This window comes from Mobilicoccus sp. (assembly GCF_032060985.1).
Taxonomy (GTDB): Bacteria; Actinomycetota; Actinomycetes; order Actinomycetales; family Dermatophilaceae; genus Mobilicoccus.
The window spans coordinates 86,995-113,670 of the sequence record NZ_DAMBGD010000002.1; the positions used below are offsets into that span (position 1 = coordinate 86,995).

General features: G+C 72.3%; 24 protein-coding genes and 1 tRNA gene. 20 read left to right on the plus strand and 5 right to left on the minus strand.

What is annotated here, in order from left to right; translation table 11 throughout:
* Positions 1-38: 38 nt before the first annotated feature.
* Together RT054_RS02140 and RT054_RS02145 are read right to left on the minus strand one after the other, a co-directional pair.
* Positions 39-1,025, minus strand: a complete 987-nt coding sequence (locus RT054_RS02140; protein WP_313021922.1) for a zinc-binding alcohol dehydrogenase — start codon at positions 1,023-1,025, stop codon at positions 39-41.
* 405 nt (positions 1,026-1,430) lie between these two features.
* The gene (locus RT054_RS02145; RefSeq protein ID WP_313021924.1) at positions 1,431-1,685 is read right to left on the minus strand and encodes a hypothetical protein; all 255 of its coding nucleotides are present in this window, start codon (positions 1,683-1,685) and stop codon (positions 1,431-1,433) included.
* Between the two features lie 115 nt (positions 1,686-1,800).
* Here RT054_RS02145 and RT054_RS02150 point away from each other — a divergent pair, with 115 nt between their 5' ends.
* The 6 genes from RT054_RS02150 (at position 1,801) to RT054_RS02175 (ending at position 7,928) form a co-directional block, all read left to right on the plus strand.
* The gene (locus tag RT054_RS02150; protein WP_313021927.1) at positions 1,801-2,367 is read left to right on the plus strand and encodes a CDP-alcohol phosphatidyltransferase family protein; all 567 of its coding nucleotides are present in this window, start codon (positions 1,801-1,803) and stop codon (positions 2,365-2,367) included.
* A gap of 286 nt (positions 2,368-2,653) precedes the next feature.
* Complete coding sequence (gene tmk / locus RT054_RS02155) at positions 2,654-3,292, plus strand: dTMP kinase (RefSeq protein WP_313021928.1); 639 nt, start codon at positions 2,654-2,656, stop codon at positions 3,290-3,292.
* Positions 3,289-4,431, plus strand: a complete 1,143-nt coding sequence (locus tag RT054_RS02160; RefSeq protein WP_312720301.1) for a DNA polymerase III subunit delta' — start codon at positions 3,289-3,291, stop codon at positions 4,429-4,431. The genes tmk and RT054_RS02160 overlap by 4 nt, the downstream gene beginning before the upstream one ends.
* 285 nt (positions 4,432-4,716) lie before the next feature.
* A complete protein-coding gene (locus tag RT054_RS02165) occupies positions 4,717-6,267 on the plus strand; it encodes an alpha/beta hydrolase (protein WP_313021930.1) in 1,551 nt (516 codons plus the stop codon).
* 199 nt (positions 6,268-6,466) lie between these two features.
* Positions 6,467-6,540: transfer RNA gene (locus RT054_RS02170), tRNA-Thr, on the plus strand.
* A gap of 659 nt (positions 6,541-7,199) precedes the next feature.
* Positions 7,200-7,928: a hypothetical protein gene (locus tag RT054_RS02175; protein ID WP_313021931.1), complete on the plus strand. Its 729-nt coding sequence runs from the start codon at positions 7,200-7,202 to the stop codon at positions 7,926-7,928.
* Between the two features lie 157 nt (positions 7,929-8,085).
* Here RT054_RS02175 and RT054_RS02180 read toward each other — a convergent pair whose 3' ends face one another.
* Complete coding sequence (locus tag RT054_RS02180; protein ID WP_313021932.1) at positions 8,086-8,367, minus strand: DUF1540 domain-containing protein; 282 nt, start codon at positions 8,365-8,367, stop codon at positions 8,086-8,088.
* A 178-nt stretch (positions 8,368-8,545) separates the two neighbouring features.
* Positions 8,546-9,727: a M4 family metallopeptidase gene (locus tag RT054_RS02185; RefSeq protein WP_313021934.1), complete on the minus strand. Its 1,182-nt coding sequence runs from the start codon at positions 9,725-9,727 to the stop codon at positions 8,546-8,548.
* Positions 9,728-10,023: 296 nt separating this feature from the next.
* Here RT054_RS02185 and RT054_RS02190 point away from each other — a divergent pair, with 296 nt between their 5' ends.
* From RT054_RS02190 to cutA, 11 genes are all read left to right on the plus strand, one after another.
* The gene (locus RT054_RS02190; protein ID WP_313021935.1) at positions 10,024-11,448 is read left to right on the plus strand and encodes a sensor histidine kinase; all 1,425 of its coding nucleotides are present in this window, start codon (positions 10,024-10,026) and stop codon (positions 11,446-11,448) included.
* Positions 11,445-12,137, plus strand: a complete 693-nt coding sequence (locus tag RT054_RS02195) for a response regulator transcription factor (RefSeq protein WP_313021936.1) — start codon at positions 11,445-11,447, stop codon at positions 12,135-12,137. The genes RT054_RS02190 and RT054_RS02195 overlap by 4 nt, the downstream gene beginning before the upstream one ends.
* 155 nt (positions 12,138-12,292) lie before the next feature.
* Positions 12,293-12,787 carry a cytochrome c nitrite reductase small subunit gene (gene nrfH, locus RT054_RS02200; RefSeq protein WP_312720317.1) on the plus strand — a complete coding sequence of 165 codons (495 nt, stop codon included), beginning with the start codon at positions 12,293-12,295 and terminating at the stop codon, positions 12,785-12,787.
* A 5-nt stretch (positions 12,788-12,792) separates the two neighbouring features.
* Complete coding sequence (locus RT054_RS02205) at positions 12,793-14,313, plus strand: ammonia-forming cytochrome c nitrite reductase subunit c552 (protein WP_312720320.1); 1,521 nt, start codon at positions 12,793-12,795, stop codon at positions 14,311-14,313.
* 251 nt (positions 14,314-14,564) lie between these two features.
* On the plus strand, positions 14,565-15,476 hold the full coding sequence (locus RT054_RS02210; protein ID WP_313021938.1) for a tetratricopeptide repeat protein: 912 nt from the start codon (positions 14,565-14,567) through the stop codon (positions 15,474-15,476).
* Positions 15,477-15,479: 3 nt separating this feature from the next.
* Positions 15,480-16,220 (plus strand): cytochrome c biogenesis protein CcdA, encoded by a 741-nt coding sequence (locus RT054_RS02215; protein WP_313021940.1) that lies wholly within the window; start codon positions 15,480-15,482, stop codon positions 16,218-16,220.
* A gap of 11 nt (positions 16,221-16,231) precedes the next feature.
* Positions 16,232-17,830, plus strand: coding sequence for a cytochrome c biogenesis protein ResB (locus RT054_RS02220; protein ID WP_313021942.1), 1,599 nt, complete (start codon positions 16,232-16,234; stop codon positions 17,828-17,830).
* A gap of 5 nt (positions 17,831-17,835) precedes the next feature.
* Complete coding sequence (gene ccsB / locus RT054_RS02225) at positions 17,836-18,765, plus strand: c-type cytochrome biogenesis protein CcsB (protein ID WP_313021944.1); 930 nt, start codon at positions 17,836-17,838, stop codon at positions 18,763-18,765.
* A 29-nt stretch (positions 18,766-18,794) separates the two neighbouring features.
* Positions 18,795-19,511 (plus strand): TlpA disulfide reductase family protein, encoded by a 717-nt coding sequence (locus tag RT054_RS02230; RefSeq protein ID WP_313021947.1) that lies wholly within the window; start codon positions 18,795-18,797, stop codon positions 19,509-19,511.
* 98 nt (positions 19,512-19,609) lie between these two features.
* Positions 19,610-21,358 carry a phospholipase D-like domain-containing protein gene (locus RT054_RS02235; RefSeq protein ID WP_313021950.1) on the plus strand — a complete coding sequence of 583 codons (1,749 nt, stop codon included), beginning with the start codon at positions 19,610-19,612 and terminating at the stop codon, positions 21,356-21,358.
* Between the two features lie 256 nt (positions 21,359-21,614).
* Positions 21,615-21,983, plus strand: a complete 369-nt coding sequence (cutA, locus tag RT054_RS02240; protein ID WP_312720329.1) for a divalent-cation tolerance protein CutA — start codon at positions 21,615-21,617, stop codon at positions 21,981-21,983.
* A gap of 220 nt (positions 21,984-22,203) precedes the next feature.
* Here the strand turns inward: cutA and RT054_RS02245 are convergent, their stop codons facing one another.
* Entirely contained in the window at positions 22,204-22,752 is a 549-nt protein-coding gene (locus RT054_RS02245) for an inorganic diphosphatase (protein WP_313021955.1), read from the minus strand.
* Positions 22,753-22,942: 190 nt separating this feature from the next.
* Here RT054_RS02245 and RT054_RS02250 point away from each other — a divergent pair, with 190 nt between their 5' ends.
* The 3 genes from RT054_RS02250 to tilS are packed head-to-tail and all read left to right on the plus strand — an operon-like array spanning position 22,943 to position 26,636.
* Complete coding sequence (locus tag RT054_RS02250) at positions 22,943-24,457, plus strand: D-alanyl-D-alanine carboxypeptidase (protein WP_313021958.1); 1,515 nt, start codon at positions 22,943-22,945, stop codon at positions 24,455-24,457.
* A gap of 46 nt (positions 24,458-24,503) precedes the next feature.
* On the plus strand, positions 24,504-25,574 hold the full coding sequence (locus RT054_RS02255; RefSeq protein ID WP_313021961.1) for a zinc-dependent metalloprotease: 1,071 nt from the start codon (positions 24,504-24,506) through the stop codon (positions 25,572-25,574).
* 48 nt (positions 25,575-25,622) lie between these two features.
* On the plus strand, positions 25,623-26,636 hold the full coding sequence (gene tilS / locus RT054_RS02260) for a tRNA lysidine(34) synthetase TilS (protein WP_312720337.1): 1,014 nt from the start codon (positions 25,623-25,625) through the stop codon (positions 26,634-26,636).
* The last annotated feature ends 40 nt before the right edge of the window (positions 26,637-26,676 follow it).

Below are 26,676 nucleotides of genomic sequence, written 5' to 3' on the forward strand. Positions count from 1 at the left end.
GTCGCAGGTCGGGCGTTGCCCTGGCCCGGGTGGTCGGGTCAGGTGCGGCGGTGGCGCACGACGTGACAGATCGCGGGCGTGCGGCCGCGGGCGATGTCGTCCATCGCCTCGGGAAGGTCGTCGAGGTCGACCGGGCCGGTGAGGAGATGATCGAAGGCCGGGTCGGTGAGGGCGTCCAGGGCGATGGCCATGCGGTCGGCGGTGCTGCGGCGCGCTCGCCGGGACTCCGAGACCATGCCGACCTGGCTCGCGCGGATCCGCAACCGGCGCGCGTGGAAGTCCACCCCGAGTGGCACGTTCGGCTCGGTCGTGCCGTACCAGGACATCTCGACGACCTCGCCCTCGTCGCCGCACAGCTCCAGTGACCGGGCGAGTCCGGCTGCGGTGGAGGAGGCGTGGAACACGAGGTCGCACCCACCGGCGCCCTCGGCGGGGTCCCGCCACTCCACTCCGATGTGCCGGGCCCGTTCGGCGACCGCGGGATCGGGGTCGAGCAGCTCGAGACGCGCGAGGGGGAAACGACGCAGGAGCCCGGCGACGGAGATCCCGATCATCCCGCCGCCGACGACGGCGATGCGGTCGCCGAGGCGCGGCCCGCCGTCCCACAGCGCGTTCACCGCCGTCTCGACCGCGCCGGCGAGGACGGCGCGTTCGCTCGGGACGTCGTCGGGGACGGGGGTGAGCCATGAGACCGGCGCGACGTAGGCGTCGACGTGGGGGTACAGGCAGAAGACGCGGCGCCCGAGCAGGTCGCCCGGGGTGTTCGGCCCGACCGCGGTCACCTCGCCCACCGAGAGGTAGCCGTAACAGACCTCGCCCGGCAGGTCACCACGCTGGAAGGGGGCACGCATGAGGGCCCGGACGCGTTCGGGCACTCGACCGAGATGGACGAGGGATTCGGTGCCCCGACTCACGCCCGAGACGATCGTCTCGACGAGCGCCTCGCCCTCCCCGGGGTCTCCCACGGCCTCGCGGCGGATCTCGCCTCGCCCGCCGGGCAGGGTCCAATAGGATCGGCACTCCATGAACGCGATTGTGTCGGGTCGACGCGGCCTCCGCGACCTCACGGTCGTGGGGGCGCTCGTCGTCACCGCTCACGCGCTCGCCGCCGGGGGACCACCGTCCCGTCGCCTTGCCGGCATCGCCCTGGGGGGTGCCCTTCCCGCCGGTGTCGCGGTCGCCGTGTGTCGGCGCCGCCCTCCCGGACCCGACGCCCCCAGGCCGTCCTGCCCTCCCGTGCCGGTCCCTGACCAGCAGCGACGGGTCTGGTGTGAGTCCCACCCGGGGCATGGGGGAGACGCCGACGACGGATCGCTTCCTCCCGGGACGGCGGCAGAAGATCGTGCGCCGGAGACCACCCCCGTGCCCCACCTCGACCGGGCGTCGGGCTTGGGTTGGGCGTCGGGCTCGGGTCAGGCGTCGGCACTGTCTCAGGCGCTGGGCTTGAGCCGGGCGGCGGGTGTCGACCAGGCGTCGGGCTCGGGCCGGGTATCGGGCTTGGGCCGGGCGTCGGGCTTGGGCCGGGTGTCGGGCTTGGGCCGGGTGTCGGGCTTGGGCCGGGTGTCGGGCGTCGACCAGGTGTCGGGCCTGGGCCGGGTGTCGGGCTCGGGCCGGGCGTCGGGCTTCGGCCGGGCCTCGGGTCCGGACCGCCGCCCGGTGCCCGGGGATGCGGCCCGGCCCTTCACGACGCCCCACCAGTCGCCCGAGCTGGACCCACGCGCCGCACCCGCCTCTGCGACGTCACCGACGTCACGGACGTCGACGGACGGGGGCGTGACGCCCTGGCGTCCAGCCGACGTCGTGACGTTCGTGCGAGCCGTGCTCGCCGGATGCGCGTTCGCTGCCGCTCTGCGGCCGACATCCCTTCACGATCCTCGACGCACCTGGGCGGTCGCGGGATTCGCGATTCCGGCGCTCGTCCTCGACGCCGTCGACGGACTCGTCGCGCGGAGCACGGGGACTTCTCACCCGCAGGGGGCTCGCCTCGACATGGAGACCGACGCCGCCGTCCTCCTCGGCCTCACCGTCGTCCTCGCTCGCACGCTCACCCCGAATGCGCTCGTCATCGGGGCGGCCCGGTACGTGTTCGTCGCCGGCAGCCTGCTCCGCCCCGCGTGGGCCGGGGAGCTCGGTCCCAGCCGGCGGCGGCGCATCATCGCGGGTCTCCAGGGGACCGCTCTCGGGGTGGCACTTGCCCCGCCGGTCCCGGTCCCCCTTGCTCATACGGTGATCGGTACTGCCGAGGTGCTGCTGCTCTGGTCCTTCGCCGCCGACATCACCCTCCTCGAACGCCGAGCCGCCAGGGAGTGCGCCGCCGACGAGGGGACCCTGCTCCCAGCTGACCGGCCGCTGCCCACCCCAGAGTGAGTGCCGGTGCGCAGGCCGCCATAAGGGTGCCGTGTGAACCGTTGTGGCGGTGGACGGGGTGGGCGGGCCGTCGCGAGGGTGCCGAGTGAACCCTTGTGGTGGTGGCCGGGGTGGGCGGGCCGCCACGAGGGTGCCGAGTGAACCGTTGTGGCGGTGGACGGGGTGCGACGGTCGTCGCGAGGGTGCCGTGTGAACCGTTGTGGTGGTGGTGCGGGTGCGCCTCCTCGCACCGGAGGCGTCGGTCCTCCGAGGAAGGGTTGTCGGCCCTCTCGCCTAGTCTTTCGGCGTGGTGTTCATCGCGTTCGAGGGCGGAGACGGCGCCGGCAAGTCCACGCAGGTCGCGGCGCTGGCGCGGTGGCTGCGTGCCCGCGGGCGGGAGGTCGTCGTCACCCGTGAGCCAGGTGGCACCGAGCTGGGGGTCCGCATCCGCGAGCTGCTCCTGCACGGGGGTGAGGTCGCCCCCCGCGCCGAGGCGCTGCTGTTCGCCGCCGACCGCGCGCAGCACGTCGCCGCGGTCGTCCGCCCGGCGTCGGAGCGCGGCGCGGTGGTCCTCACCGATCGCTACGTGGACTCCTCGATCGCCTATCAGGGCGCCGGGCGTGACCTGCGCGCGGCGGAGGTCGCACAGTTGTCGGCCTGGGCCACCGGCGGACTCGTCCCCGACCTCACGGTCCTCCTCGACGTCACCCCGGAGACCGGCCGGGCCCGTCGCCACGACCGCGCCGAGGACCGCATGGAGACCGAGGCCGCCGAGTTCCACGCCCGGGTGCGCGCGGGGTTCCTCGGCCTCGCCCAGGCCGAGCCGTCCCGGTACCTCGTGCTCGACGCGGCCGAGCCGCCGGAGGCGTTGGCCGAGGCGGTGGCCACGCGCGTGGCACGGCTGCTCGACGACGCGACGAACGGCGAGGGTGGTGACCGGGGATGAGCGTGTGGGACGACCTCGTCGGGCAGAGCCAGACCGTGGCCACCCTGTCGCGGGCCTCGAGCGATCCCGACGCGATGACGCACTCGTGGCTGCTCACGGGCCCGCCGGGCTCCGGACGATCGACGGCCGCACGGGCCTTCGCCGCCGCGCTCAACTGTCCCCGGCACGGCTGCGGCACCTGCCGGGAGTGCACGACCGCGCTCGACGGCACGCATGCCGACGTCACCGTCGTCGCCACCGAGGGGTTGTCGATCCGTGTCGAGGACGCCCGCGAGCTCGTCGTCGAGGCGGCGCATCGGCCCTCGGTCGGGCAGTACCGGGTCATCATCGTCGAGGACGCCGACCGCCTCACCGAGCGGGCCGCCGACGCCCTGCTCAAGGCTCTCGAGGAGCCGTCGGCGCGCACGGTGTGGATTCTCTGCGCGCCGTCGCAGGAGGACGTCATCATCACGATCCGGAGCCGCTGTCGTCACGTCCGGCTGCGGACGCCGCCGACCAAGGCCGTGGCCGAACTCCTCATCAGACGCGACGGGGTCGACCCGGCGATGGCGATGTACGCGGCCCGCGCGGCTCAGAGTCACATCGGGCTCGCACGCCGGTTGGCGCGCGACGAGGGTGCGCGGCGCCGCCGACGGGAGGTCGTCCTGATGAGCGGGCGCATCCGCACCGTGCCCGACGCCGTCGGGGCCGCCGCCGACCTCGCCTCGATCGCCACCGAGGAATCGGGGTCCTCGGCCGCCGAGCGGGACGCCGCCGAGCGCTCTCGACTCCTCGAGACCCTCGGCGCCGACCCGGCGGCCCGCACCCAGCCACCGCACGTGCGTTCGCAGGTCGCCGCGCTGGAGAAGGACCAGAAGGCGCGGGCCACCCGGTTCGCCCGCGACATCACCGACCGCGCCCTCGTCGACCTGCTCTCGATGTATCGCGACGCGCTCGTCGTGCGCCTGGGCTCGGGAGTGGACCTCGTCAACGAGGATGCGCGCGCCGAGGTCGACGCCCTCGCCCGCGGCATGAGCGCCGACGAACTGCTCGCGGCGATGACCGCGATCGGACAGGCTCGCACCCGCATCGAGGCCAACGTCCCGCTGCTGTTGGCGCTCGAGGCGATGGCGCTGTCCCTGCGGCTGCCGCGGCGCTGACCTCGCCGGCGTCTCGGGGGCGAGGGGCGGGGCGGACGCCGAGAACAGGCGGCCGCCCGCTCATGGACACCCGTCGTGGGGCGAGGTCCGGCGCCTCGCCCGTGCGCGGCATGCGCGGCCGCCGTGCGGTCGTCGGGGCTGGTGTCGGGGTTGGGTACGGTGTTCCCGACGTCGCCTCCACGTCGCCGCGCGCGGGTGGGAGGGGCGTCTCGACGGCGAGTCTGCGGCGTCGAGGTGGCGAGGAAAGGGCATCCCGTGGGTGGGTTCGTGACGTCAAAGCGCCGCATGACCGGCCGTGTGTCGTCGGCGAGGACGGTCGCTGCGCTGCTCGGGGTCGCGGTCCTCGCGGCGGGGTGTTCGGTGCCCTCGCCCGGCGGCGACGGCACGACCGCGCCGCCGGCGACGCAGCCTCCGACGGGCACCGAGGGCCTCGGACGGTTCTACTCACAGAAGATCACGTGGGAGGACTGCGGCGCGGCGGGGGACAAGACGGCCCAGTGCGCGTGGGTCGAGGTGCCGACGAACTACGACGAGCCGCAGGACGGTTCGCTCAAGCTGCGGGTGCTCAAGGTGGCAGCCTCGGGTTCCTCCAAGGGGGCGCTGTTCGTCAACCCGGGCGGACCGGGCGGCTCGGCGGTGGAGTACGCGCGGGCGGCCGACGCCATCGTGTCGCCGACGATCCACCGCACCTACGACGTGGTCGGCGTGGATCCGCGTGGGGTGGGGGAGTCGTCGCCCGTGACGTGTGTCGACGGCCCGACGATGGACGACATGATGGCGCTCGACCCGACGCCCGACGACCAGAGCGAGTTGGCCGCGGCCCGGGAGTCGGCGCGGGCCTTCGGGCAGGCGTGCAAGAAGAAGTACCCGCAGGCGTTGCCGCACCTGTCGACCGTGGACGCGGCCAAGGACATGGACGTCGTGCGCGCGGTGCTCGGGGAGAAGAAGCTCACGTACCTCGGCAAGTCCTACGGCACGTTCCTCGGCGCGACGTACGCGGGGCTGTTCCCCTCACGGGTGGGCAACATGGTGCTCGACGGCGCCATCGCGCCGGAGTTGTCGAACGACGAGCTGAACCTCGGACAGGCGGTCGGCTTCGAGACGGCGACGCGTGCCTACGTGAGCGCCTGTGTGGCCGAGGGGGATTGTCCGCTCGGCAAGGACACCGACACGGGCATGCAGGGGTTGCGTGACCTCCTCAAGGAGATCGACAAGGAGCCCCTGCCCGTGACCGACGACGCTCGGGTCGAGGAGCTCACCGAGGGCTGGGCCAGCACGGGGCTGGCGCGGGCGCTGTACGACCAGGCGTCGTGGGAGGGCCTCACCGATGCGTTGCGTGCGGCGCAGGACGGCGACGGTGACCAGCTCATGCAGTTGGCCCGGGAGTACGCCGACCGTGACGAGGCGGGCGTCTACCACGGCAACATCATGCAGGTGATCTCGGCGGTCAACTGCCTGGACCGCCCCGCCGAGCCGGTCGACGAGGAGGCGATGAAGGCCCGCGTGGCGAAGTTCGAGAAGGCGTCGCCGACGTGGGGCGAGTCGATGGCGATGGCGACCTTGTCGTGCGAGGAGTGGCCGGTCAAGGCGACTGCGACGCCGCAGAAGATCACGGCGGCGGGCAGCGGCCCGATCGTCGTCATCGGGACGACGCGAGACCCGGCCACCCCGTACGAGTGGGCGCAGAAGCTCGCCGACCAGCTCGAGAACGGTCACCTCGTCACGTTCGACGGCGACGGCCACACCGCCTACATGCGCAGCAACAACTGCGTCGACAAGGCCGTCGACGCCTACCTCGTCAAGGGCACCGTCCCCAAGGACGGCCTCACCTGCTGAGCGCCGCGGCGTCGCCGATCCTCGGCGCCGAGCTTCGCCCACTGTTCAGGCCCGGGGTCGTCGGTGAGGCCGGGCTCCGAGCGGCCGCCTGGCTCGGGGTGACCGGCGGGCCCCCGGGCGAGCCCCTCCGCGCCGACGGTTTGGGCGCCGGCCAGGGCCTTTGCTATCCTCGACCCGCACCTCCCGCGCGGTGGTGCGTGCCGCTTTAGCTCAGTCGGCCAGAGCGATTCACTCGTAATGAATAGGTCGTCGGTTCGATTCCGACAAGCGGCTCAGACAACGCCTCCCGGCCTGCCGGGGGGCGTTTCTGCTGCTCAGGGCCCCGTGCGGAAATCGCAGAATGCGCGTCAGCACGGACGGCATAACCGCGAGCCCGGCCGCAAACACCGTTCCAGGGCAGGACTTGGGCAGATGGGGCATCCCTCTTGCGATGCGCGTAGACCGTCCAGGGCGGCGACGACGTCGAGTTCGTTCTCGTCGAGGTGGGCGTGGATGCGGGCGTGACGCGCCATCGCGAGGCCCGTCATCACGAGGTCGTCGGCTCGATACCGACAAGCGGCTCATGTGGGCCCCTCGCCTCGGCGGGGGCCTTTCTGGTGCCGTGGGGCGCCGCCCTCATTGCCGTGACGTCGGAGGGGCCCCGCCGCGTCGCAATGGCTCGCACGGCCGGCCACCAGAGGAGCAAGGAGGGAAGTGTTGCTCACCGACCTCACGATCTGGGTGGCGAGGTGCGCCATCGGCGGACGGTGGGAGGGGGAGGCCGATGGAGAGCCCTGGCCGCCCACATGATGATGAGGTTAGGCTAACCTGACCAAAGCATCACGGTCGTCGACGAAGGGCACAGCATGGCGTCTCCCACGGTCCGTCCCACGGCATCGGTTCTGCGCGAGCGGTCCGTGTCCACGGCGCGACGGCTGGTGTCCGGGGCCGGCATGGCCTCCTTCGTCGCCTATCGGCATGACCCGGAGCGCGCGGTTGCCGTCGCAGCCCACGGGGTGACGGCCTCGGGTGATCTGGTCCTCGCGCTGCTGGGCGATTCCGCGCCCTGTCCGACCCACGGCAGTCTCGACGTGCGCGTCGACATCCACCGCGAGGCGACCGAGGCGCAGGTCCGCATCCTGTCGGCGTCGGCGCACATGCTCGCCACCCTGACCTGGCTGTCGCCGACCGACGTGGCGGGCGCGCTGGCGACGGGCGCCCTGCCCGAGGCCGTGGCGGTGGTGGCTCAGGTTCCCGGCGCGGCGCTTGCCGTCGTGACCGGAGACCGGCTCGTCCTGCATGACGGCTCGGGCGTCACGCCCCTGGACTACGCCGAGGTGGCGGCGGAGACGAGCGTGCCGGTCTACCCGGGTGCGGCGGGCGAACTCGAGGCGCACGAGGCCGTGGTCTCGCTGCCCGAGGGAACGTTGTTCGACGTGTTCTCGGCCGTCACCCGTGGCGCCCTGCCCGGGGCGGTCCTCAGCGAGCGGGCCGTCGCGCCCACGTGTGCGGCGAGCATCGGTGCGGTCTACATCGTCGACGTCGACGGCCACGGGCTCACGTTGATGCACGTGGGAACGCCGGCGACGTCGGTCGTGTTCGCCGCCTTCACCGAGCCGGCCCTCGACGCGGCGACCCTGCGGGTCCGCCTCGCGGGCCTGCTCCCCTCGACTCGGTCCTGACGCCTCCGCGCATCTGACAACAGGGCCGGGAGCGCGCGTGGTCCCCGACAGCCGGGGGCCACGCGCGCGTCACGGGTGAGAGACATCCGCGGCCGGGCGGCCCGGCCACGGGCGTACGGGATCGACCCTCGGTTCGGATCGAGGGACGACTCGACGATCAGCGAGCCTGGTACAGCTCGCAGTTCGCCGCCTCGCCGCCCACGGTGATCGCGTCGGCGGTGCACATGAGGTTGTCGTTGTGGGTGCATTCGAGGCGCTGACAGGCACCCACGTGGCTGTCAGCGGTTCCCTGGCCGCCACGGGCGTCCAGGGCGACGAAGGTGCCGCACGAGGCAGCACCCTGAGCGCCACCGACGGTGATGGCGTAGGCGGTGCAGCCGTCGGAGTTGTAGGAGCAGTCGGTGGTGGAGCAGGACTTCACGGTGGCGAGCGCAGCCATGAGCGTGGCCTTTCAGTTCGTCGGAAGGTCCCGCGTATCTGACACGTCCGACGCTACGGGGGCCCGCCGACCTCGATCAAGCAAGGAAAGCCTGGCCTGAGCAGCGCAGAGGCCGTCGTCGAGCCCGGTTCGAGACGGTCACGACATTCCCTCGGTCGGGTCGACGACCCCGCGCGGCTCACCCCCGCGCGGGGGGCGCGGGTCGCACGCCGACGGCGTCCCAGGAGGCACGCAGCGCGTCGAGGACGTCACCGTCGCCGTAGCGGTCGCGCGCCGCGGTCACGGTGACGGCGGCGAAGGTGGCGAAGTCGGCGTCCTTGGGCATGCGCCGGGTGATCGTGTCGTACCAGACCTTGCCGGCGCGCTCCCAGGCGTGACCGCCGAGTGCGGTGGCGAACCGATAGAAGGCGTGATTGGGGATGCCCGAGTTGACGTGGACACCGCCGTTGTCGCCGGTGTCGTCGTGCGGGAGGTCCTGATAGTCGCGCATGTGGGCCGGCTGAGGGTCCTTGCCCAGACGCGGGTCGTCGTACGCGGTGCCGGGAGCCTTCATCGAGCGCAGCGCGACACCCTTCACCCCCGGGCAGAAGAGCTTCGCCCCGATGAGCCAATCCGCCTCGTGCGCGGTCTGACCGGCGGTGTACTGCGCCGTGAGCACCCCGAAGACGTCGGAGATCGACTCGTTGAGCGCTCCCGCCTGGGCGAGATAGATGAGCCCTGAGGTGTACTGCGTGAGGCCGTGGGCGAGTTCGTGACCGATGACGTCGACGGAGTCGGTGAAGCTCGCGAAGATCACCCCGTCGCCGTCGCCGAAGACCATCTGCTCCCCGTTCCAGAACGCGTTGTCGTACCCGCGCTCGTAGTGCACGCTCGCGACGAGCGGCAGCCCCTCGCCGTCGAGGCTGTCGCGCCCGTACACCTCGTGCAGCAGGCGCCACGTGTCACCGAGCCCGTCGTACGCCTCGTTGACCGACTCGTCGGCGACCGGTGGCTCGCCTTCGGTGCGGGCGCGGCGACCCGGCAGCGTCGAGCCCTGCTGGGCATCGTGGACGAGGCGGTGCGGCGTGGCCGGTGAGGTCTTCTCGGCCTGTCCCTCCGCGGACTGAGGGCGGGCCGGTGGGCGCGGCCCCCGCAACGTCGTCGGTTCACCGAGCCGGGACCGCAGGTGGGGCGGGACGATCCCCTCCGCCGCCGGCCTCGGAGACGGCGGAGAAGGGCGGGCCGCGCGCACCTGTCGTTGCGCACGCATCGACTGCTCGAGTCGAAGAGTGAGCGCGGCGCGTGCGGCGACCTCTCCCTCGCACCGCTGCGCGACGGAATCCAACAGGTACGGCGGGACGATGCCCTGACACCTCGACATGTGCCTACTCTGCCGCCTCCCACCGACAACCGATCCTCCAGCGTCTGCCGATCGCGTCCGCCGGTCGCTCTGCCGATCGCGTCGGCGGCGACGGCCTCGCCGCATCCACCCCGGTCGGGCGTCGTCGCGGTGGTGGCGGCGGCGTGCCGCTCACCGGAACCCGGGGAGAGGCCCGGAACGTGGCGAGGGCCACGGCCGATCCGGCGGGCCCACGCCCCGAAGCGCCGGGTTTTTCGCGCCCGGACCGGGTAAATTCCGTCGAGGGACACGAGGCACCCCGAAGGAGACCGATGGCGATGCTGATCAGAGGCGGTGAGAGGCCGTCGCCGGGCGAAGTGCTGACGGTGCCCGATCTCGCCGGGCCTCTGCCCCGCCTCCGCCTTCTCGCCGTCACCCTGCCGTGCGTCGCGGTCGTCGCCCTCACCGTGCTGCGCCATACCGTCGTCGCCGACCGATGGCCCGCGCACGGGCATCTGCTCCTCGACGGGTTCCTCACCATCGCCACGGCCGTGTTCGCCGTGGCGATGGCGGCGACGGTCGAACAGCGCCACCGCCAGGTCGTCCAGCGCAGTCTCGACCTCGCGGCGATCGAGACCGTCGCCGCGGCGGCACGCCGCGCCCACACCCCCGACGACGTCGCGCACTCCTGTCTGCGGGCGGTGCTGGACGCCACTGGCGCGGCCTCGGCCCGACTCGACGCCCTCGACCGCCTCGATCCCGAGTCCGACACGACGACATGGCAGTTCGACGACCATCCCGCCGCGACCGGGGCGCCTGGCCGCACCCTGCCGCTCACCTGCGCCGACGACCCGCTGGGCACCCTCACCATCGTCGGTGAGGACGCGGTCGCCCACCCGCTCACCGACGCCGCGCACGCCGGCATCGCGACGACCGTCGCCTCGGCGCTCCACCGGGCCCGCCACCTCGCCCACCTCCACCACGAGTGCCACGACGCCGCCCTCGCCGAACGCGACCGCATCGCCCGAGAGATGCACGACAGCCTCGCGCAGGCCCTCGACGCCGCCCACCTGCGGATCCACGCCATCAGCGCCCACCCCGACCTCGCCACGTCCCCCGACGTGGCCGACGAACTCGACGACGTCGCCTCCCTGTGCGAGGAGGCCTATGCCGACGTCCGCGAGGCGATCCTCGGGCTGCGGACCAGCGCCGCCCCCACGCACACCCTCACCCAGGCGCTCGAGGGCTACCTCGCGGCGTGGTCGCGGCGCGCGGGCGTCCCGGCCCGTCTCGACGTCGAGACCGACTCCGCCGACGCCCTGCCGCCCCACGACCAGAACCACGTCCTGCGCGTCGTGCAGGAGGCCCTCACCAACGTGCGCAAGCACGCCGGCGCCGGATGCGTCGAGGTGCGGATCGGCCACGGCCGCAGCCGTACCCACGTGACGATCGTCGACGACGGATGCGGCTTCGACCCCGCCGACCCCACCGAGGACCGGTACGGTCTGGCCACGATGACCGAACGCGCCCACCTCCTCGACGGCACCCTCGCCGTCGACAGCGCCCCGGGCCACGGCACGCGGATCACGCTCGACCTCCCCACTCCGCCGCCTGCGCCGCACCCGTACGTCCCCACCCCCGAGAGGACGACCGACGCGTCGATGTCCACGAGCACGATGTCCACGAGCACGATGTCCACGACCACCCCCAGGGCGACGACGATCCCGGGCACGCGTCACGCCCACGCCCGCGCGACCTCATGATCGCCGCACCCACCGAGCCCATCCGCGTGCTCGTCGTCGACGACCAGAGCCTGTTCCGCGGCTCGCTCGCCGCCGTCATCGACGCTCAGTCCGACCTCGACGTCGTCGGGGAGGCCGTCAACGGCATCGACGCACTCGAACAGTCCCAGGCGCTGAACCCCGACGTCGTCGTGATGGACGTCGAGATGCCCGTCATGGACGGCCTCGAGGCCGCCGCCCTGCTGCGCGAACAGCTTCCCGCGGCCAAGGTCGTCATGCTCACCGTCGACGACGACGACGATCACCTGCTGCGCGCGGTCCGCCTCGGCGTCCACGGATACCTGCTGAAGAACATGCGGCCCACCGAGCTGTTCGACATGATCCGCTCCGTCATGCGGGGGGAGACCCCCGTGGCGCCCGCGCTCGTCGGTCGGCTCGTCGCCGAGCTGCGCCAGAGCGACCGCCGCCCCCGCACCCCCGAACCGTCCCGTCCCGAGGATCTCCTCTCGGCGCGGGAGCTCGAGATCCTCCGACTCGTCGCGCAGGGCCTGTCGAACAAGGAGATCGGCTCGCGCCTGTCCATCACCGAGGGCACGGTGAAGAACCACGTGCACAACGCCCTGCAGAAGCTCGGGATGGAGAACCGGATCCAGGCCGCCGCCTACATCGTGCGGCAGGGCCTCGGCGCCCCCTCCCACCTCCGCGGATAGAGGACCGGCCGGCCCGCCTGTACCCGATTTCTACCGGGAGAGGGGTGGGGAAACCCCGACCCCGCCGGGAGAATCGGCCTCATGGACGCCGTGGGTGCCCTCCCCAGGTCACGGACGCCGCGCCCACGACCCGTTCGAGAGGCGAGGTGGACGACATGAGCAGGCCGCGGTGGTGGACGGGACTCGCCCGCACCGTCGGGATGCGCGGACTGGTCTACTCCACCCTCACCGTCCTCGTCGGCGCCGTCCTCGGCCTCGGGGTCTTCACCTTCGGCTATGCCGGCGGCTGGGCCTACTTCGGCAACAACCCCCAGACGTGCGCCCAGTGCCACGCGATGGGCGACCAGTACTCGGGATGGCTCAAGGGCAGCCACACCAACGTCGCCACCTGCAACGACTGTCACGCGCCGCACGGCAACTACGTCGCCAAGTACATCAACAAGGCCGACAACGGGTTCTGGCACTCGTTGAAGTTCACGACCCGTGACTATCCGGAGAAGATCCAGATCCGCCCGCACAACAAGCAGATCACCGAGCACGCCTGCCTGTACTGCCATGAGGACCTGACCGACCGGATCCACGTCACGCGCCCGGAGGGCGAACAGATTTCCTGCATCAGGTGTCACACCGACGTCGGGCACAAGAGGTGATGAGCATGAGTAGTTCCACGGCCGAAGAGCCGACGGGCAAGGGGCCGAAGGGCGACGAGACGACCGCCGAAGGACCCCGGCCGTCGGAACCGTCGAAGCGGACCAAGACCCTCATCGGGTTGACGATCCTCGCCGTCGCGGCGGTGACGGTGGGCGTGGCGGCCCTCCTCATCAGCATCATGGACCGGCGCCACGAGGCGCAGGACCAGTACGTCCGCGTCGCCGAGATCGACGAGACCACCGTCGACCCGGCGATCTGGGGCCGCAACTGGCCGCTGGAGTACGACTCCTACCAGCGCACCACCGACCAGGCCAAGACCCAGCACGGCGGCTCGGAGGCGCTCCCGCACAACCCGACCGCGGAGGACCCGCGCACGGTCGTCACCGAGCAGAAGATCGAGGTCGATCCTCGCCTCGTGCAGATGTGGAAGGGCTACGCCTTCTCGGTCGACTATCGCGAGAAGCGTGGTCACGCCTACATGCTCGTCGACCAGCGCAGCACCCGCCGGGTCACCGAGTTCAAGCAGCCGGGCGCCTGCCTCAACTGCCACGCGTCGATGACGAAGATCTACAACGACCTCGGCCAGGGCGATGCACACGCCGGCTTCGCCAAGCTCAACAAGATGACCTACGCGGAGGCCACCAAGCTCGCCGAGCACCCCATCAGCTGCATCGACTGCCACGACCCGGCGACGATGAAGCTGCGCATCACCCGGCCGGCGTTCGAGAACGGCATCAAGGCGCTCAAGGCCTCCCAGGGCGTGAAGGACTACGACGTCAACCGTGACGCCTCGGCCCAGGAGATGCGCACGTTCGTCTGTGCCCAGTGCCACGTCGAATACGCCTTCCCCGGCGAGGGCAAGACACTCACCTTCCCGTGGAAGTACGGCAACACCGTGCGCGACGAGGAGCGGTACTGGAACGAGACCGGGTGGAACGACTGGACCCACGAACTCACCGGCGCCAAGATGCTCAAGGCCCAGCACCCCGAGTTCGAGCTCTACAGCCAGGGCATCCACGCCCGTTCCGGCGTGAGCTGCGCCGACTGCCACATGCCCTACAAGCGCGAGGGCGCGCAGAAGGTCAGCGACCACCAGGTCCGCAGCCCCATGTTCAACATCAACGCCTCCTGCCAGACCTGCCACAAGCAGACCGAGCAGGAGATCAAGGACCGGGTCACCCAGATCCAGGAACGCCACCTGCACACCCGCAACCAGGCGAGCCAGGCGCTCTCGGAGTTCATCACCGACCTCGAGAAGGCGGCGAAGGACCCGAAGACGAATAAGGACGACCTCGAAGCCGCCCGCGCCTACCAGCGCAAGGCCAGCTTCTACATCGACTGGATCGTCTCGGAGAACTCCAACGGCTTCCACGCCCCCGGCGAGGCCCTGCGCGTCCTCAACGACGCGAACGACGCCGCCCGCAAGGGACAGCTCGTGCTCCGCGGCGTGCGCAGCGCCGACCTGCCGGACGACGCCCCGGCGAACGCGCCCACGGCCGTGACGACGGGAACGCCCACGCACTGACCGCGTCGCGCCGACGAGGGGAGGGGACCGGAGTCCCCTCCCCTCCGGTGTGTGTGGGGAGGTGGCCGCGAGGGCACAGGGACCTCCCCCGTGCACAGGCCGATATACGCAGGGTGCAGCCGGGGAGTATATCGAACGTCCTGGGCCCCTACCGGAAACATGTCGGCCGACGGATGGCCGGTGCCCACGGGAGCCGGGAGGGTGGGGGAGACCCGATCACCCCCGATCCATGCCGAACCGCCGAGGACACGATGATCCGCGACACCCCCGACACACGGGCCTGGCTCGGCCTCGACGCCGACGCCGACGAGGCCCACGTGGAGTCCACCCGTGAGGCCCTCGACGCCTTCCTCGCCGGCGCTCCACCGGAACTCGACGGTTGGGCTCACGGTCAGCGCGAGGCGCGGTTCGTCCACCCGGCCGGCGCCGCTCGCCCCGCGTCCCCCGCCGCGGCGCGGGGAGCCGTCGTCGGGACGGGCACCGCCTCCGTGCGGCGTCGCCGCTCGCGCCTCGTGCCCCTCGGGATCGCCGCCGCGCTCGCCCTCCTCGTCGTCGGTGTCTACCACCTGGGTGACACGGGTGCCCCCGCCGCAGCCGGAGGCGAGGCGCAGGCCGCAGCCAACCCGCACGCGACCGGGATGCCCACGGACATGCCCACCGAGATGGCCACACAACCGCCGCTCGACCAGGCCAAGGTCGACGGGCTCACGAAGAAGATCGCCGCCGAGCCCACGAACACGACGGCGATGAAGGAGCTCGCGAACGAGTACTCCCGCGCCGGTCACTACCGCAAGGCCTCGGAGACCCAGGCCCGCATCGTCGAGCTCGAACCGGACAACGTCGACGCGCTGCTCGCCCTCGGCGTCGCCCACTTCAACATGGACGATCTCCCCACCGCGGAGAAGCACTGGAACGAGGTGCTGAAGAAGGACCCCAAGAACGTCGGCGCCTACTACGACCTGGGGTTCCTCTACTTCGCGAAGAACCCGCCGGAGCTCGACAAGGCCGAGGCCGCGTGGCAGAAGCTCGTCGAGATCGCCCCCGACTCCGAGCTCGCGAAGAACGTCGAGAGCCACCTCGCGCGCTTCAAGAGCGGCGCCGCGGGGGGCACGGGGAGCACCTCGCCCACCGCCGTCCCCACGGCGACCGCGACGCAGGGCTGACGGATGGAGGTCACGTTCCTGCTCGCGCTGGCCGCCGGGATCGTGGCCTTCGCCTCGCCGTGCTTCCTCCCGATCGTCCCCGTCTACCTCGGCTATCTCGCGGGCTCGCTGCCCGGCGAGGTCACCGTGAGCCGGGAGGTGCGGCGGGCGGCCGTCTGCCAGGCGGTGATGTTCGTCGCCGGCTTCACCGTCGTGTTCGTCGGGTTGTGGGCCTCGATCGGACTCGTCGGGTACGTCGTCGGTGACCTCCGCGGCCCGTTGCGCCTCGTCGGCGGGGCGATCCTCGTCCTCATGGGGCTGCACGTCGCGGGCCTCGTCGAGATCCCTCTCCTGCACCGACAGCTGCGCGTCCCCACGACGCGCGTCCTGGGCGGCGGTGCTCAGGGCATCGACGTCGCCACGCTCACCCCGAGTTACCGGCGTTCCGCGCTGCTCGGCCTCGCGTTCGGCGCAGGCTGGACCCCCTGCATCGGCCCCATCCTCGGCGGCGTCATCGGCCTCGCCTCCGCGAGCGACACCGTCCTGCAGGGCGTCGCGCTCCTGCTCACGTTCTCCCTCGGGCTCGGCATCCCCTTCGTCCTCATCGCCGCCGGGGCGACGCAGGTCGGTGCGCACCTGTCCCGCCTTCGCCGCCACGAGACCGCGGTGGCCCTCGCCTCCGGCGGGCTGCTCGTCCTCACCGGCTTCCTCATGATCACCGGCCTGCTCGACACGGTCGCCGCCCTCACCCCCACCCTCCTCTGAGCGAGACGCCCATGACCGACACGCACACGCGACCCGAGATCGTCGACGACGACCTCGACCCGCTCCCCGCCGAGCCACCCTCGCGTCGGCCGCGCCGGGCGGACACCCCGGTCGAGGCCGTCTTCCACCGGGTCTTCCGCCTGTTCCACCACAAGAAGTTCGGGCTGCTGCTCATCCTCGCGATGGCGGTGTGCACCCTGCTCGGGGTGCTCGTCGCGCAGGTCCCCGCCGACGTCCGGGCCGACCCGCAGGCCTACGCCGACTGGCTCGCCGCGCAGCGTCCCAAGTACGGCGGGTGGGTGCCGATCCTCGATGCGCTCGGGGTGTTCTCGACGTTCTCCTCGTGGTGGTTCAAGCTCCTCACCCTCCTGCTCGCGCTCTCCATCGTCGCGTGCACCCTGCACCGGCTGCCCGGCATGTGGCAGAAGGCCACCCGTCCCCACCTGCACGTCACCGAACCGTTCTTCGACCACGCCAAGGCGCGGGAGAGCCTCGTCGTCACCGCCTCGCCGGAGGAGACCCTCGCGCACCTGCGGTCCGTGCTCGGGCGCCAGCACTACCGCGTGCTCGACGACCCCAAGGGCGCCGGTCACAGCCTCTACGCCGACAAGTACCGGTGGATGCCGTTCGGCACCGTCATCGCCCACGCCTCCTTCGTCATCCTTCTCGGCGGCATGCTCGTGAGTGCCAACACGGGCTTCTCGCTCAACGTGCCGGTCACGGTCGGCAGTACGACCGACATCGGCCACGGCACCGGGCTCACCCTCGAGGTCAAGGGGTTCTCCGACACCTACCACCCCGACGGCCGCCCCCTCGACTACGTGAGCGACATCGTCCTCTACGACGACGGCACGCAGGTCGCCCGCCAGGACGTGCGGGTCAACGCCCCGTTGCGTCACGACGGCGTGAAGATCCACCAGTCCTGGTTCGGCACCTCGGCCGTCGTGACGATCACCGACGGGAACGGCGGGCGGGTCTTCTCCGGCGGCATCCCGCTGCAGTTCACCTCCGACGACGAGCAGAACTCCATCGGCCGCGTCACCGTGCCCGGCACCGACCTCGACCTCTACGTCGTCATGCCGGCCTCCGGGCAGGTGCGAAGCGACATCCCCGCCGGTCAGGCCCACATGGAACTCCAGCGCGTCGGTACCGAGGAACCGCTCGCGAGCGAGCGCCTCGTGCCCGGCTCGCCCGTCCAGGCCCAGGGCTACACGTTCACCCTCGACCGGGAGGCCAAGTTCACCGGCCTCATGATCACCCAGGACCCCGGAGCGCCCTGGGTATGGGCCGGGTGCGCCCTCATGATGATCGGCCTCGTCACGACCATGGGCTTCAAGCACCGCCACGTGTGGGTGCGCGTCGACCCCGTCGAGGGCGGCACCCGGGTGCGGGCGGCGACCTCCGACAAGGCCGACCTCGCCTTCCGCACGTGGTTCCGCAGCTTCGCCGCCGACATCGCACAGCTCGGCGAGGTGCCCCCCGACGCCAGGGCGAGCGGCACGCCCCACACTCCCGGCTCCAGCCCCGCCGGCCCCACCGGCACCAGCCCCACAGTCAGCACCGCCGGCACCACCGTCATCGCAGACCTCGACCACGACACCAGGGTGTGAGCGCCATGTTCGCCATCGGTCAGTACCTCCTCGTCGCCGCCACGCTCCTCACGATCGTGGCCCTCCTCACGAGCATCGTCGGGTTCGCTCGACGTCACGAACACGCCGCCGCGCGCGCCGGCGTCCCCGTCGCGGCCGGGTCCGCAGGCGGCACGGGCGGTTCCGTGCTCACCGTCGAGCGGCCCGCCGTGGACACGATCGGACACGGGGCCGGCTCCGGCGAGGTCACCGGGCTCGTCTGGTACGCCAGCCGGATGGTGTGGATCGCGCTCGCGTGCCTCACCGGCTCACTCGTCGCCCGCGTCCTCGTCACGGGTCACGGACCCTTCACCAACCAGCACGAGTTCGCGACGTCGTTCGCCTGGGGCGTCCTCGTCGCCTACGTGTGGTTCGAGTGGCGCTACCGCGTGCGCACCCTCTCCCTCGCCGTCCTCCCCGTCGCCGCGGGGATGCTCCTCTACGCCCTCGCGCAGCCCAGCGAGGTCAAGCCGCTCATCCCGGCCCTCCAGAACAACCTGCTGCTCACCCTCCACATCGCGACGGCCGTCCTCGCCTACGGCGGCGCCGCGGTCTCCTTCGCCGCCGCGGTGCTGTACCTCATCCGCCCCAAGGTCGCGTGGCGCGGGCTGCCGAGCCGCGACCTCCTCGACGAGATCGGGTACCGCGGCGCGATCTTCACCTACCCGATGCTCACGGCGATGCTCGTGCTCGGCGCGATCTGGGCCGACATCGCGTGGGGTCGCTACTGGAGCTGGGACCCCAAGGAGACCGCCTCCCTCGTCATCTGGCTCATCTACAGCGCCTACCTCCACGCCCGCGTCGTGCGCGACTGGCGGGGCGACCGGGCCGCGTGGCTCCTCATCGCGGGGTTCGCGGCGGTGCTCTTCACCTTCTTCGGCAACCACTTCTTCACCGGGATGCACGCCTACGGGTGAGGCGCGCAGGCCCGGTGAGGAGTCGGGCGGTGACCCCGCCCGTGATCGAGCAGGAGGACGGCATGAGCACCGAGCACACGACGAGAACGTCCGGCCCGACCCCCGGCGCGGACGCGACGAGCCCGGACGCGTTGGCGACCGAGCGGGGTGCGGATCTCCCCGGCCGCCCCGACTGGCGGACGCGGCTGCGGGAGAGCAGGTACGGCACCCTGGGGGTCCTCGTCGTCACCACCGCGTTGATCCTCGTCGGGGCGTGGTTCGTGCGCGACGCCACCGCCCCCGACGTCTCGGAGGTCTCGACCACGGCGCAGGCCTCCGGGCCGGCGCCCGCCGTGGGGCAGCCGGCGCAGGACTTCACCGCCCGCACGATCGACGGTCGCACCGTGCAGCTCTCGGACTACCGCGGCAAGCCCGTCTGGCTGCTGTTCGGTGCCTCGTGGTGCGCCTCCTGCCGCGCCGAGGCCCCCGACGTGCAGGCCGTGTACGAGCAGGCGCGCAAGGACGGCGTCGAGGTCCTCGCGGTCTACCTCGGCGAGGACGCCCTCTCGGTCCGTGACTACACCCGCGACGTGGGACTCACCTACCCCCACATCCCCGACCCCGACACCGCCCTCTCCGGTCGCTACCGGGTCATGGGCATCCCGGCCCATTACTTCATCGCTCCCGACGGCACGATCGCCTCGATCCAGGTGGGGTCCCTCGACCGGGAGCGGATGACCGCGACGCTCGCGGACCTCCGGCGCTGAGGGCGCGGCGAGGGCGTCGGCACGCCTCGGCACGCTGAGCGCCCGCGACGGTGCACGTCGAGACACGGAGATCGGACGTGCCGGGGTACAACGGAGGCATGGAGCTCGACTGGTCCACGATCCTGAGCACGATCTACGTCGTCCTCGACTTCGTCATCAAGGTGCTCGCCGTCGGCTTCGTGCCCGAGAACAGGCGCCCCTCCTCCTCCACGGCGTGGCTGCTGCTCATCCTCTTCCTGCCGATCGTGGGGCTCCCGCTGTTCCTCCTCATCGGCAGCCCCTACATCTCCCGTCGGCGCCACGAGATCCAGGCGCGGGCGAACGAGTCCCTCGACGACGGCCTCGCCCACCTGCCCACCGTGCCGGAGGGCATCGAGGTGCCGCCTGGCATCGCCACGCTCGTCACGCTCAACCGACGACTCACCGCGCTGCCGGGGCTCACGGGCACGATCGAGGCGATCCACCACGACTACGTCGGCTCGTTCCAGGCGATGGCCGCGGCCGTCGACGGGGCCCGCGACTACGTCCACGTCGAGATCTACATCACCGCCTGGGACGACACGAGCGACATCCTCCTGTCGGCCATGAGCCGGGCCGTCGAGCGCGGCGTCGAGGTACGGCTGCTCTTCGACCACATCGGCTCGATGAAGTACCCGGGGTTCCGTCACCTGGGCAGACGTCTCGACGCCGCCGGCATCGCCTGGCGTTACATGCTGCCCATCCAGCCGCTGCGGGGCCGCTGGCGCCGGATCGACCTGCGCAACCACCGCAAGCTCGTCGTCGTCGACGGGGACGTCGCGTTCGTCGGCAGCCAGAATCTCATCGACTCCTCCTATCTGCTCCGCGGGAACGTCCGCGCGGGACGGCACTGGTACGACGCGATGGCCGAGCTCACCGGCGACATCGTCGCCGAGGTCGAGGCCGTGTTCGCCGTCGACTGGTACACCGAGACCGAGGAGCGGCTCGACCCGGATCACTACCTCCACATCGAGCAGCAGCCCGCCCGTGCGGACATCCCCGGCCGTCGGCCCACGCGACCGCTGCCGGCGGCCGTCCGGGCCGTGGATCGAGACGGCGACCGTGAGGCCCACGAGTCCCGAGAGGTGCAGAGTCCTCACGCGGCGCACGGGTCGCATGGGCCGCAGGGGGCGGACCGGTCGCCCGCGTCGGTGGAGCCGCGCGAATGGCTGGGGTCGGAGGTGTACCACCGGTCCGCACCGCGCGGATCGACCGTCGCGTCGGCGTCGGGCGCCGGGCTGGAGCGACACCGGGGCGGAGTGATCCCCGGGCCGCACCTCGCCGCCCTCCAGATCGTCCCCTCGGGTCCGGGGTTCACGACCGAACCCAACCTGCGCCTGTTCACCAGCCTGCTCCACCTCGCCGAGCGACGGATGACGATCTGCAGCCCCTACTTCGTGCCCGACGAATCGCTGCTCGCCGCGGTGACGACCGCCGCCTACCGCGGCGTCGAGGTGGAACTGTTCGTCAACGAGCAGGCCGACCAGTTCATGGTCGGCCACGCCCAGGCGTCGTACTACCGCGCGCTGCTCGACGCGGGCGTCGTCATCCGCCTCTACCCGGCGCCGGCGGTCCTGCACACCAAGTTCGTCGTCGTCGACGGGATCGCCGGGGTGTTCGGCAGCAGCAACCTCGACATGCGCTCGTTCGGTCTCAACTACGAGATCAGCCTCTTCGGCTACGGCGGCGGATTCGTCCGGCCCCTCGACGAACTCGCCCACGTCTACCGGGAGCGCTGCCGTGTCCTCACCCCTGAGGAGTGGTCCGAACGCTCGCTCCTGCTGCGCTACGTCGACAACGCCTGCCGGATGACCTCGGCCCTCCAGTGACGGCGTCATGGCGCCCGCCCATCAGGGGCGGCGGGAGGGCGCCCGGCGCGAGCGGCGGACGGCGCCGTCGCGAGCGTGGACGGACACGTCCAGGAGGGGACCTCCGGGCCCGACGGCGGGTGGACGAGGGTGGCCCACCACCCTTCCCGCGCCACCCCCGGGCGTGACACGCTTGACGTGTCGCGGCCCGACCGACCGCGGTGCGAGCGACGGCACCCCTGCGGGAGCGCCGCCCCGATCCTTGGGAGGAGTCAGCGTGACCGAATGCGCCGAGGTCGTCATCACGGGCCCCACCCCCGAGTGGGCCGAGGACCTCGCCCAACTGCTCGTCGAGGAACGCCTCGCCGCCTGCGTCCACATCGTCCCGGAGGTGCGGGCGGTGTACAGGTGGGAGGAGGAGATCAACGACGACCCGGAGAGTCGCCTCGCTCTCCACACCCGGGCCGATCTGGTCCCGGAGATCAGCCGCCGCGTGTGCGAACTGCACTCCTACGACGTGCCGTGCCTGTTCGCCCTCCCGATCATCGGCGGGCTGCCGAGTTACCTCGACTGGGTCGTGGCGATGACTCGGGAACCGGGTCAGGCACCCCCCGCCGTCGCGCCCATGGCCAGCCTGCTGGGCTGAGGCCGGGTACCCCGGCGCCGACGGCCACAACCGCCCGCGCAGTGACGACCGCCCGCGGAGACCGAGGTCACCGCACCCGCGTCGGACGTCACGACGGGGACGGGACGACCCGTCTCTGGACGCCGGATTCCCCACGCATGCCGACGGCCCCGGTGCAGCACCGGGGCCGTCGCAGGCGTGGCGGGCAGGACGGCCGACGGGCCGACCGCGTGCCGAGGGCTCAGTGCGCGTGCGGCGCGGGCCAGCGGCTCGTCGTGACGTTGTTCTCCTCGGCGCGCTCGACGGCCTCCTGGATGATGCGCTCGGCGTCCTCCTTGCCGGCCCAGTGGGCGCCGACGACGGACTTGCCGGGCTCGAGGTCCTTGTAGGTCTCGAAGAAGTGCTGGATCTCGAGGCGGTCGAACTCGCTCACGTCGTCGAGGGTCTGCACGTGCGAGACGCGGGGGTCCTTGGCGGGGACGCAGAGGATCTTGTCGTCGCCACCGGCCTCGTCGCGCATGTGGAACATGCCGATCGCGCGGCACTCGATGACCACGCCGGGGAACGTGGGGGAGTCGAGCAGCACGAGCGCGTCGAGCGGGTCGCCGTCCTCACCGAGGGTGTCCTCGATGTAGCCGTAGTCACTGGGGTACTGCGTCGACGTGAACAGCATGCGGTCGAGCCGGATACGCCCGGTCTCGTGGTCGACCTCGTACTTGTTCCGCTGACCCTTGGGGATCTCGACCGTGACGTCGAAGATCTTCGGCGATGACGCCTCGTTGCCGGTCATGCTCGGACTCCTCCTGAGGTGGCGACGTATTCTCGCTGCACAGCATGTCATGGGTCCTGCCCCGACGTGCCGCGAGCAGCCAACCCGGGCACAATCACCTCGCCGACGAGGTGGTGGACAGACGGGCACCCCGCGACGCGGGACGCGTGCGGCGGTGCTCAGGGATGCAGGGGGAGTTCGGAGGGGTGTGATGGGCGCGACACGTCGTGACGCCGGTGGGTCGCCGGCGGGCCGGTCACGTCGCGCGCTCGCGGGAGCCGTCGCCGCGGTGCTCGCCGTGGGCGGATACGTCGCCCTCGACGTCGTCGACGTCGTCCCCGGAGTCCTCACCCTCGACTCGCGCGAGGAGGCGCCGCCCCCGTCCGCGCGCCCCCAGGACGGCGACGGAACCGACGTCGACGGCGGCGCCCTCGGCGTCGAGCCCGGGGGGCGGGAGACCCTCGTGCCGCTCGCGGCGTTGTCGTCGAGCGCACCCGCCCCCACCACGGCCGGTCTGACGGCCACGCTCGGGCAGGCCCTCGCCGACCCCGCCCTCGGGCCCGCGGTCGGGATGGACGTGCGCGACGGGCTCACGGGCGAGCGGCTGCTCGACCACGGCGCTCAGAACCCGCTCACCCCGGCATCGACGGCGAAGCTCCTCGCCGCCGCGGCGATCTCACGGTCGACCGACCCCGCGACGACGTTCGCGACCCGTGTCGTCGCTGGCGCCGGGGGCGGGGACGTCGTGCTCGTCGCGGGCGGGGACACCCTCCTCTCGCCGGGCAAGGGCGACCTCGGCTCGGTCGCGGGACGGGCCGGGCTGCGCGACCTCGCAACCCAGGTCGCGGCCTCGCTGCGGGCCGAGGGCCGAGCCCGGGTGAGCGTGCACCTCGACGACACCTTCGCCCGCGGCCCCGCGCTCGCCCCGACCTGGGAGCCCGCGGACGTCGGCCTCGGCCTCGTCGGGCCCGTGACGATGCTCGGTACGACCGACGCGCGGGCCCTGCCCGGCCACCCCGCACCCGACGACCCCGCCCTGCACGCGGCCTCGCTCTTCGCCGCCGAACTCACGCGCGCGGGGATCACCGTGACCGGAGGCCCGGGTCGCCGCGCCGCGCCGGCGGACGCCAAGGAGCTCGGCGTCGTCCACTCGGCGCCGCTGGTCGACGTGCTCGCCCTCGCCCTCGACGAGTCCGACAACACCCTCACCGAATCGCTCGCACGCAGTGCGGCGGTCACCACCGGGGGTGTCGCCCCGGGGTCGGACGACGCCGGGTCGACGACGGGATTCCCCGCCGTCGCCGACTGGGTGCGCGGCCGGCTCGGTGAGTCCGGGCTCGACATCCGCCATGTCGTCCTCGTCGACTCCAGCGGCCTGTCCCGCGCCACCCGGGCCCCCGCCTCGGTCCTCGCCGACCTTCTCGTCGGGGCGACGACGGGGGCGGACCCCCGGTTCGCCGACATCGTCGCCCGCCTGCCCGTCGCGGGTCTCACCGGCACCCTCGACGACCGGTTCCTCGGCTCCGGGGGCCGGGACGCCGCCGGGATCGCGCGCGCGAAGACCGGCACGCTCACCGGGGTGCACGCTCTCGCCGGGACGGTCGTCGACGCAGACGGCAGACTGCTCGTGTACGCGGTGCTCGCCGACCGGGCGGGTGGAACGCCACAGGCACGCGCGGCGTTGGACTCCGTGGTCGCGACGCTCGCCGCGTGCGGCTGCCGATGATCCCGCCGCCCACCGGGGGCGGTCGGGACGCCCAGGAGGTGTCTGGATGACCACGTCCACCGCGACGACCCCGTTCGTCGACTGGAAGCTCGCGCGCTCGACGTCGCGACGCCTCACGCCTCCCGGCCCCGTGGTGAGTACGGCGGACGCGGCCGCCGCCGTCGCCGAGCTGCGGGCCGCGGCGGCGCGAGCCCACGGCCCGGTCGCCGAGACCGCGCGCCTCGACACCCCGTCGGACCTGCCGCCTGCGATGGTCGTCGACCGTCCCACGTGGTCGGAGGTCAACCTCACCTCGTTCGCGGGACTCATGGACCCCGTCGTCGCCAAGCTGGTCGACCGCCCCGGGCGGCCGATGGCCCGGCCGATGCGGGTGGTCGGCGGCACGATCTCCGGCGTCGAGGTGGGCACGCTGCTCGCGTTCATGGCGACGAAGGTCCTCGGTCAATACGACATCGCGCCGGCCGGGTCGATCGAGGACGCGCGGCTCCTGCTCGTCGCGCCCAACATCGTCGACGCCGAGCGCTCGATGGGCGTCGATCCCACCGACTTCCGGCTCTGGGTGTGTCTGCACGAGGAGACCCACCGGGTGCAGTTCACCGCCAACCCCTGGCTTCGGGAGTACATGATCGGCCGCTCCCGCACTCTGCTCGACGAGCTCGCGCCCGACCTCGACACCCTGCGTGAGCGCCTGGGCACGATCGCCCGCGGCCTTCCCGACGCCTTCAAGGAGGGTGGCACCGGGCTCATCACCCTCTTCACCACCCCGGAACAGCGGGAGCGTCTCGAGAGCCTCACGGCGATCATGTCGCTGCTGGAGGGCCACGCCGACGTCGTCATGGACGAGGTGGGGCCCCGCATCGTGCCGAGCGTCGCGCAGATCCGCGCGCGCTTCGAGCAACGCCGCGACGGCCTCGGGCCGGTCGACATCGTGCTGCGGAGGATGCTCGGCCTCGAGGCCAAGATGCGGCAGTACCGCGAAGGCGCGGCGTTCGTCCGCGGCGTCGTCGACCGCGTCGGCATCGACGACTTCAACGCGATCTGGACCTCGCCGGAGACCCTCCCGAGCGCGGCCGAGATCGCCGACCCCTCGCGTTGGATCACCCGCGTCCACGGCTGACGGATCGTGGGCGAGGACGATTCGACGAGCAACGGAGGAGGACGCGACGTGCCCGGCCCGCACCCCGCCGTCGCGGCCACCCGCGTCGCCGTGCGTCGTGTGCTGAGCGAGACCCCCGCCCCCCGGCGTGTGCTCGTGGCCGTGAGCGGCGGGGCCGACTCCGTGGCCCTCGCGGCGGCGGTCGCGTTCGAGTGTGACCCGAGGCGCCCGTCGGCGGTCACGGTGGGGGAGGCCCTCGCCGGCGCCGTCGTCGTCGACCACGGCCTCCAGCCCGACTCGGCGCAGGTGGCCGCGAGGGCTGCCGCGACGTGCCGGGACCTCGGGCTGCCGACCGAGGTCGTCCGGGTCGCCGTGCCGGGCGTCGGCGGTGGCGGTCCGGAGGCCCGTGCCCGCGAGGCCCGGTACGCCGCCCTCGAACGGGCGCGGAGGGCGGCCGGTGCCGACCTCGTCCTCCTCGGCCACACCCGCGACGACCAGGCCGAGCAGGTGCTCCTCGGCCTCGCGCGGGGTTCGGGGGCGCGGTCCCTCGCCGGGATGCCCCCCGCCCGGGGGCCGCTGCGGCGGCCGTTCCTCACGCTTCCGCGCGCCACCACGCGGGCGGCGTGCGAGGCCGCGGGCCTCTCGCCGTGGGACGACCCGCACAACGAGGACCCCCGCTACCTGCGGGTCCGGGCCCGGCGCCTGCTCGCCGAGGCCGAACGGGGGCTCCCCGGGGTCTCCGCCGCGCTCGCCCGCAGCGCCGACCTTCTGCGCGACGACGCCGACGCGCTCGACGCTCTCGCCGACCGGATCCTCGATCGAATCGGCGAATCACCTTGTCCTGTCTCGCTCGTCGCCGACAAGCCCGTCGCCGTCCGCCGCCGGGTGTGGCGGGGTCTCGCCCTTCGGGTCGGGGTCTGCGCGAGCGAACTCCGGGCCACCCACCTGGCCGCGATCGACGCCCTCGCCACCGACTGGCACGGCCAGGGACCCGTCGACCTGCCGGGCGGGGCGCAGGCCCGGCGAGAGGACGGCCCACCGGGCATCCGCATCGGGTACTTCTCGACCCCGCGCGTCCGATAGCCTCGCGGCATCCGGCCCCGCCGTACCGCCCCATCAGCAC

What these genes read in the sequence shown, in the direction of transcription:
- RT054_RS02140 (WP_313021922.1), bottom strand. Translation starts at nt 1,025, where the DNA reads ATGGAGTGCCGATCCTATTGGACCCTGCCCGGCGGGCGAGGCGAGATC.
- RT054_RS02160 (WP_312720301.1), top strand. Translation starts at nt 3,289, where the DNA reads ATGAGCGTGTGGGACGACCTCGTCGGGCAGAGCCAGACCGTGGCCACC.
- RT054_RS02165 (WP_313021930.1), top strand. Translation starts at nt 4,717, where the DNA reads ATGACCGGCCGTGTGTCGTCGGCGAGGACGGTCGCTGCGCTGCTCGGG.
- RT054_RS02175 (WP_313021931.1), top strand. Translation starts at nt 7,200, where the DNA reads ATGGCCTCCTTCGTCGCCTATCGGCATGACCCGGAGCGCGCGGTTGCC.
- RT054_RS02180 (WP_313021932.1), bottom strand. Translation starts at nt 8,367, where the DNA reads ATGGCTGCGCTCGCCACCGTGAAGTCCTGCTCCACCACCGACTGCTCC.
- RT054_RS02185 (WP_313021934.1), bottom strand. Translation starts at nt 9,727, where the DNA reads ATGTCGAGGTGTCAGGGCATCGTCCCGCCGTACCTGTTGGATTCCGTC.
- RT054_RS02190 (WP_313021935.1), top strand. Translation starts at nt 10,024, where the DNA reads ATGCTGATCAGAGGCGGTGAGAGGCCGTCGCCGGGCGAAGTGCTGACG.
- RT054_RS02195 (WP_313021936.1), top strand. Translation starts at nt 11,445, where the DNA reads ATGATCGCCGCACCCACCGAGCCCATCCGCGTGCTCGTCGTCGACGAC.
- nrfH (WP_312720317.1), top strand. Translation starts at nt 12,293, where the DNA reads ATGAGCAGGCCGCGGTGGTGGACGGGACTCGCCCGCACCGTCGGGATG.
- RT054_RS02205 (WP_312720320.1), top strand. Translation starts at nt 12,793, where the DNA reads ATGAGTAGTTCCACGGCCGAAGAGCCGACGGGCAAGGGGCCGAAGGGC.
- RT054_RS02210 (WP_313021938.1), top strand. Translation starts at nt 14,565, where the DNA reads ATGATCCGCGACACCCCCGACACACGGGCCTGGCTCGGCCTCGACGCC.
- RT054_RS02215 (WP_313021940.1), top strand. Translation starts at nt 15,480, where the DNA reads ATGGAGGTCACGTTCCTGCTCGCGCTGGCCGCCGGGATCGTGGCCTTC.
- RT054_RS02220 (WP_313021942.1), top strand. Translation starts at nt 16,232, where the DNA reads ATGACCGACACGCACACGCGACCCGAGATCGTCGACGACGACCTCGAC.
- ccsB (WP_313021944.1), top strand. Translation starts at nt 17,836, where the DNA reads ATGTTCGCCATCGGTCAGTACCTCCTCGTCGCCGCCACGCTCCTCACG.
- RT054_RS02235 (WP_313021950.1), top strand. Translation starts at nt 19,610, where the DNA reads ATGGAGCTCGACTGGTCCACGATCCTGAGCACGATCTACGTCGTCCTC.
- RT054_RS02245 (WP_313021955.1), bottom strand. Translation starts at nt 22,752, where the DNA reads ATGACCGGCAACGAGGCGTCATCGCCGAAGATCTTCGACGTCACGGTC.
- RT054_RS02250 (WP_313021958.1), top strand. Translation starts at nt 22,943, where the DNA reads ATGGGCGCGACACGTCGTGACGCCGGTGGGTCGCCGGCGGGCCGGTCA.
- RT054_RS02255 (WP_313021961.1), top strand. Translation starts at nt 24,504, where the DNA reads ATGACCACGTCCACCGCGACGACCCCGTTCGTCGACTGGAAGCTCGCG.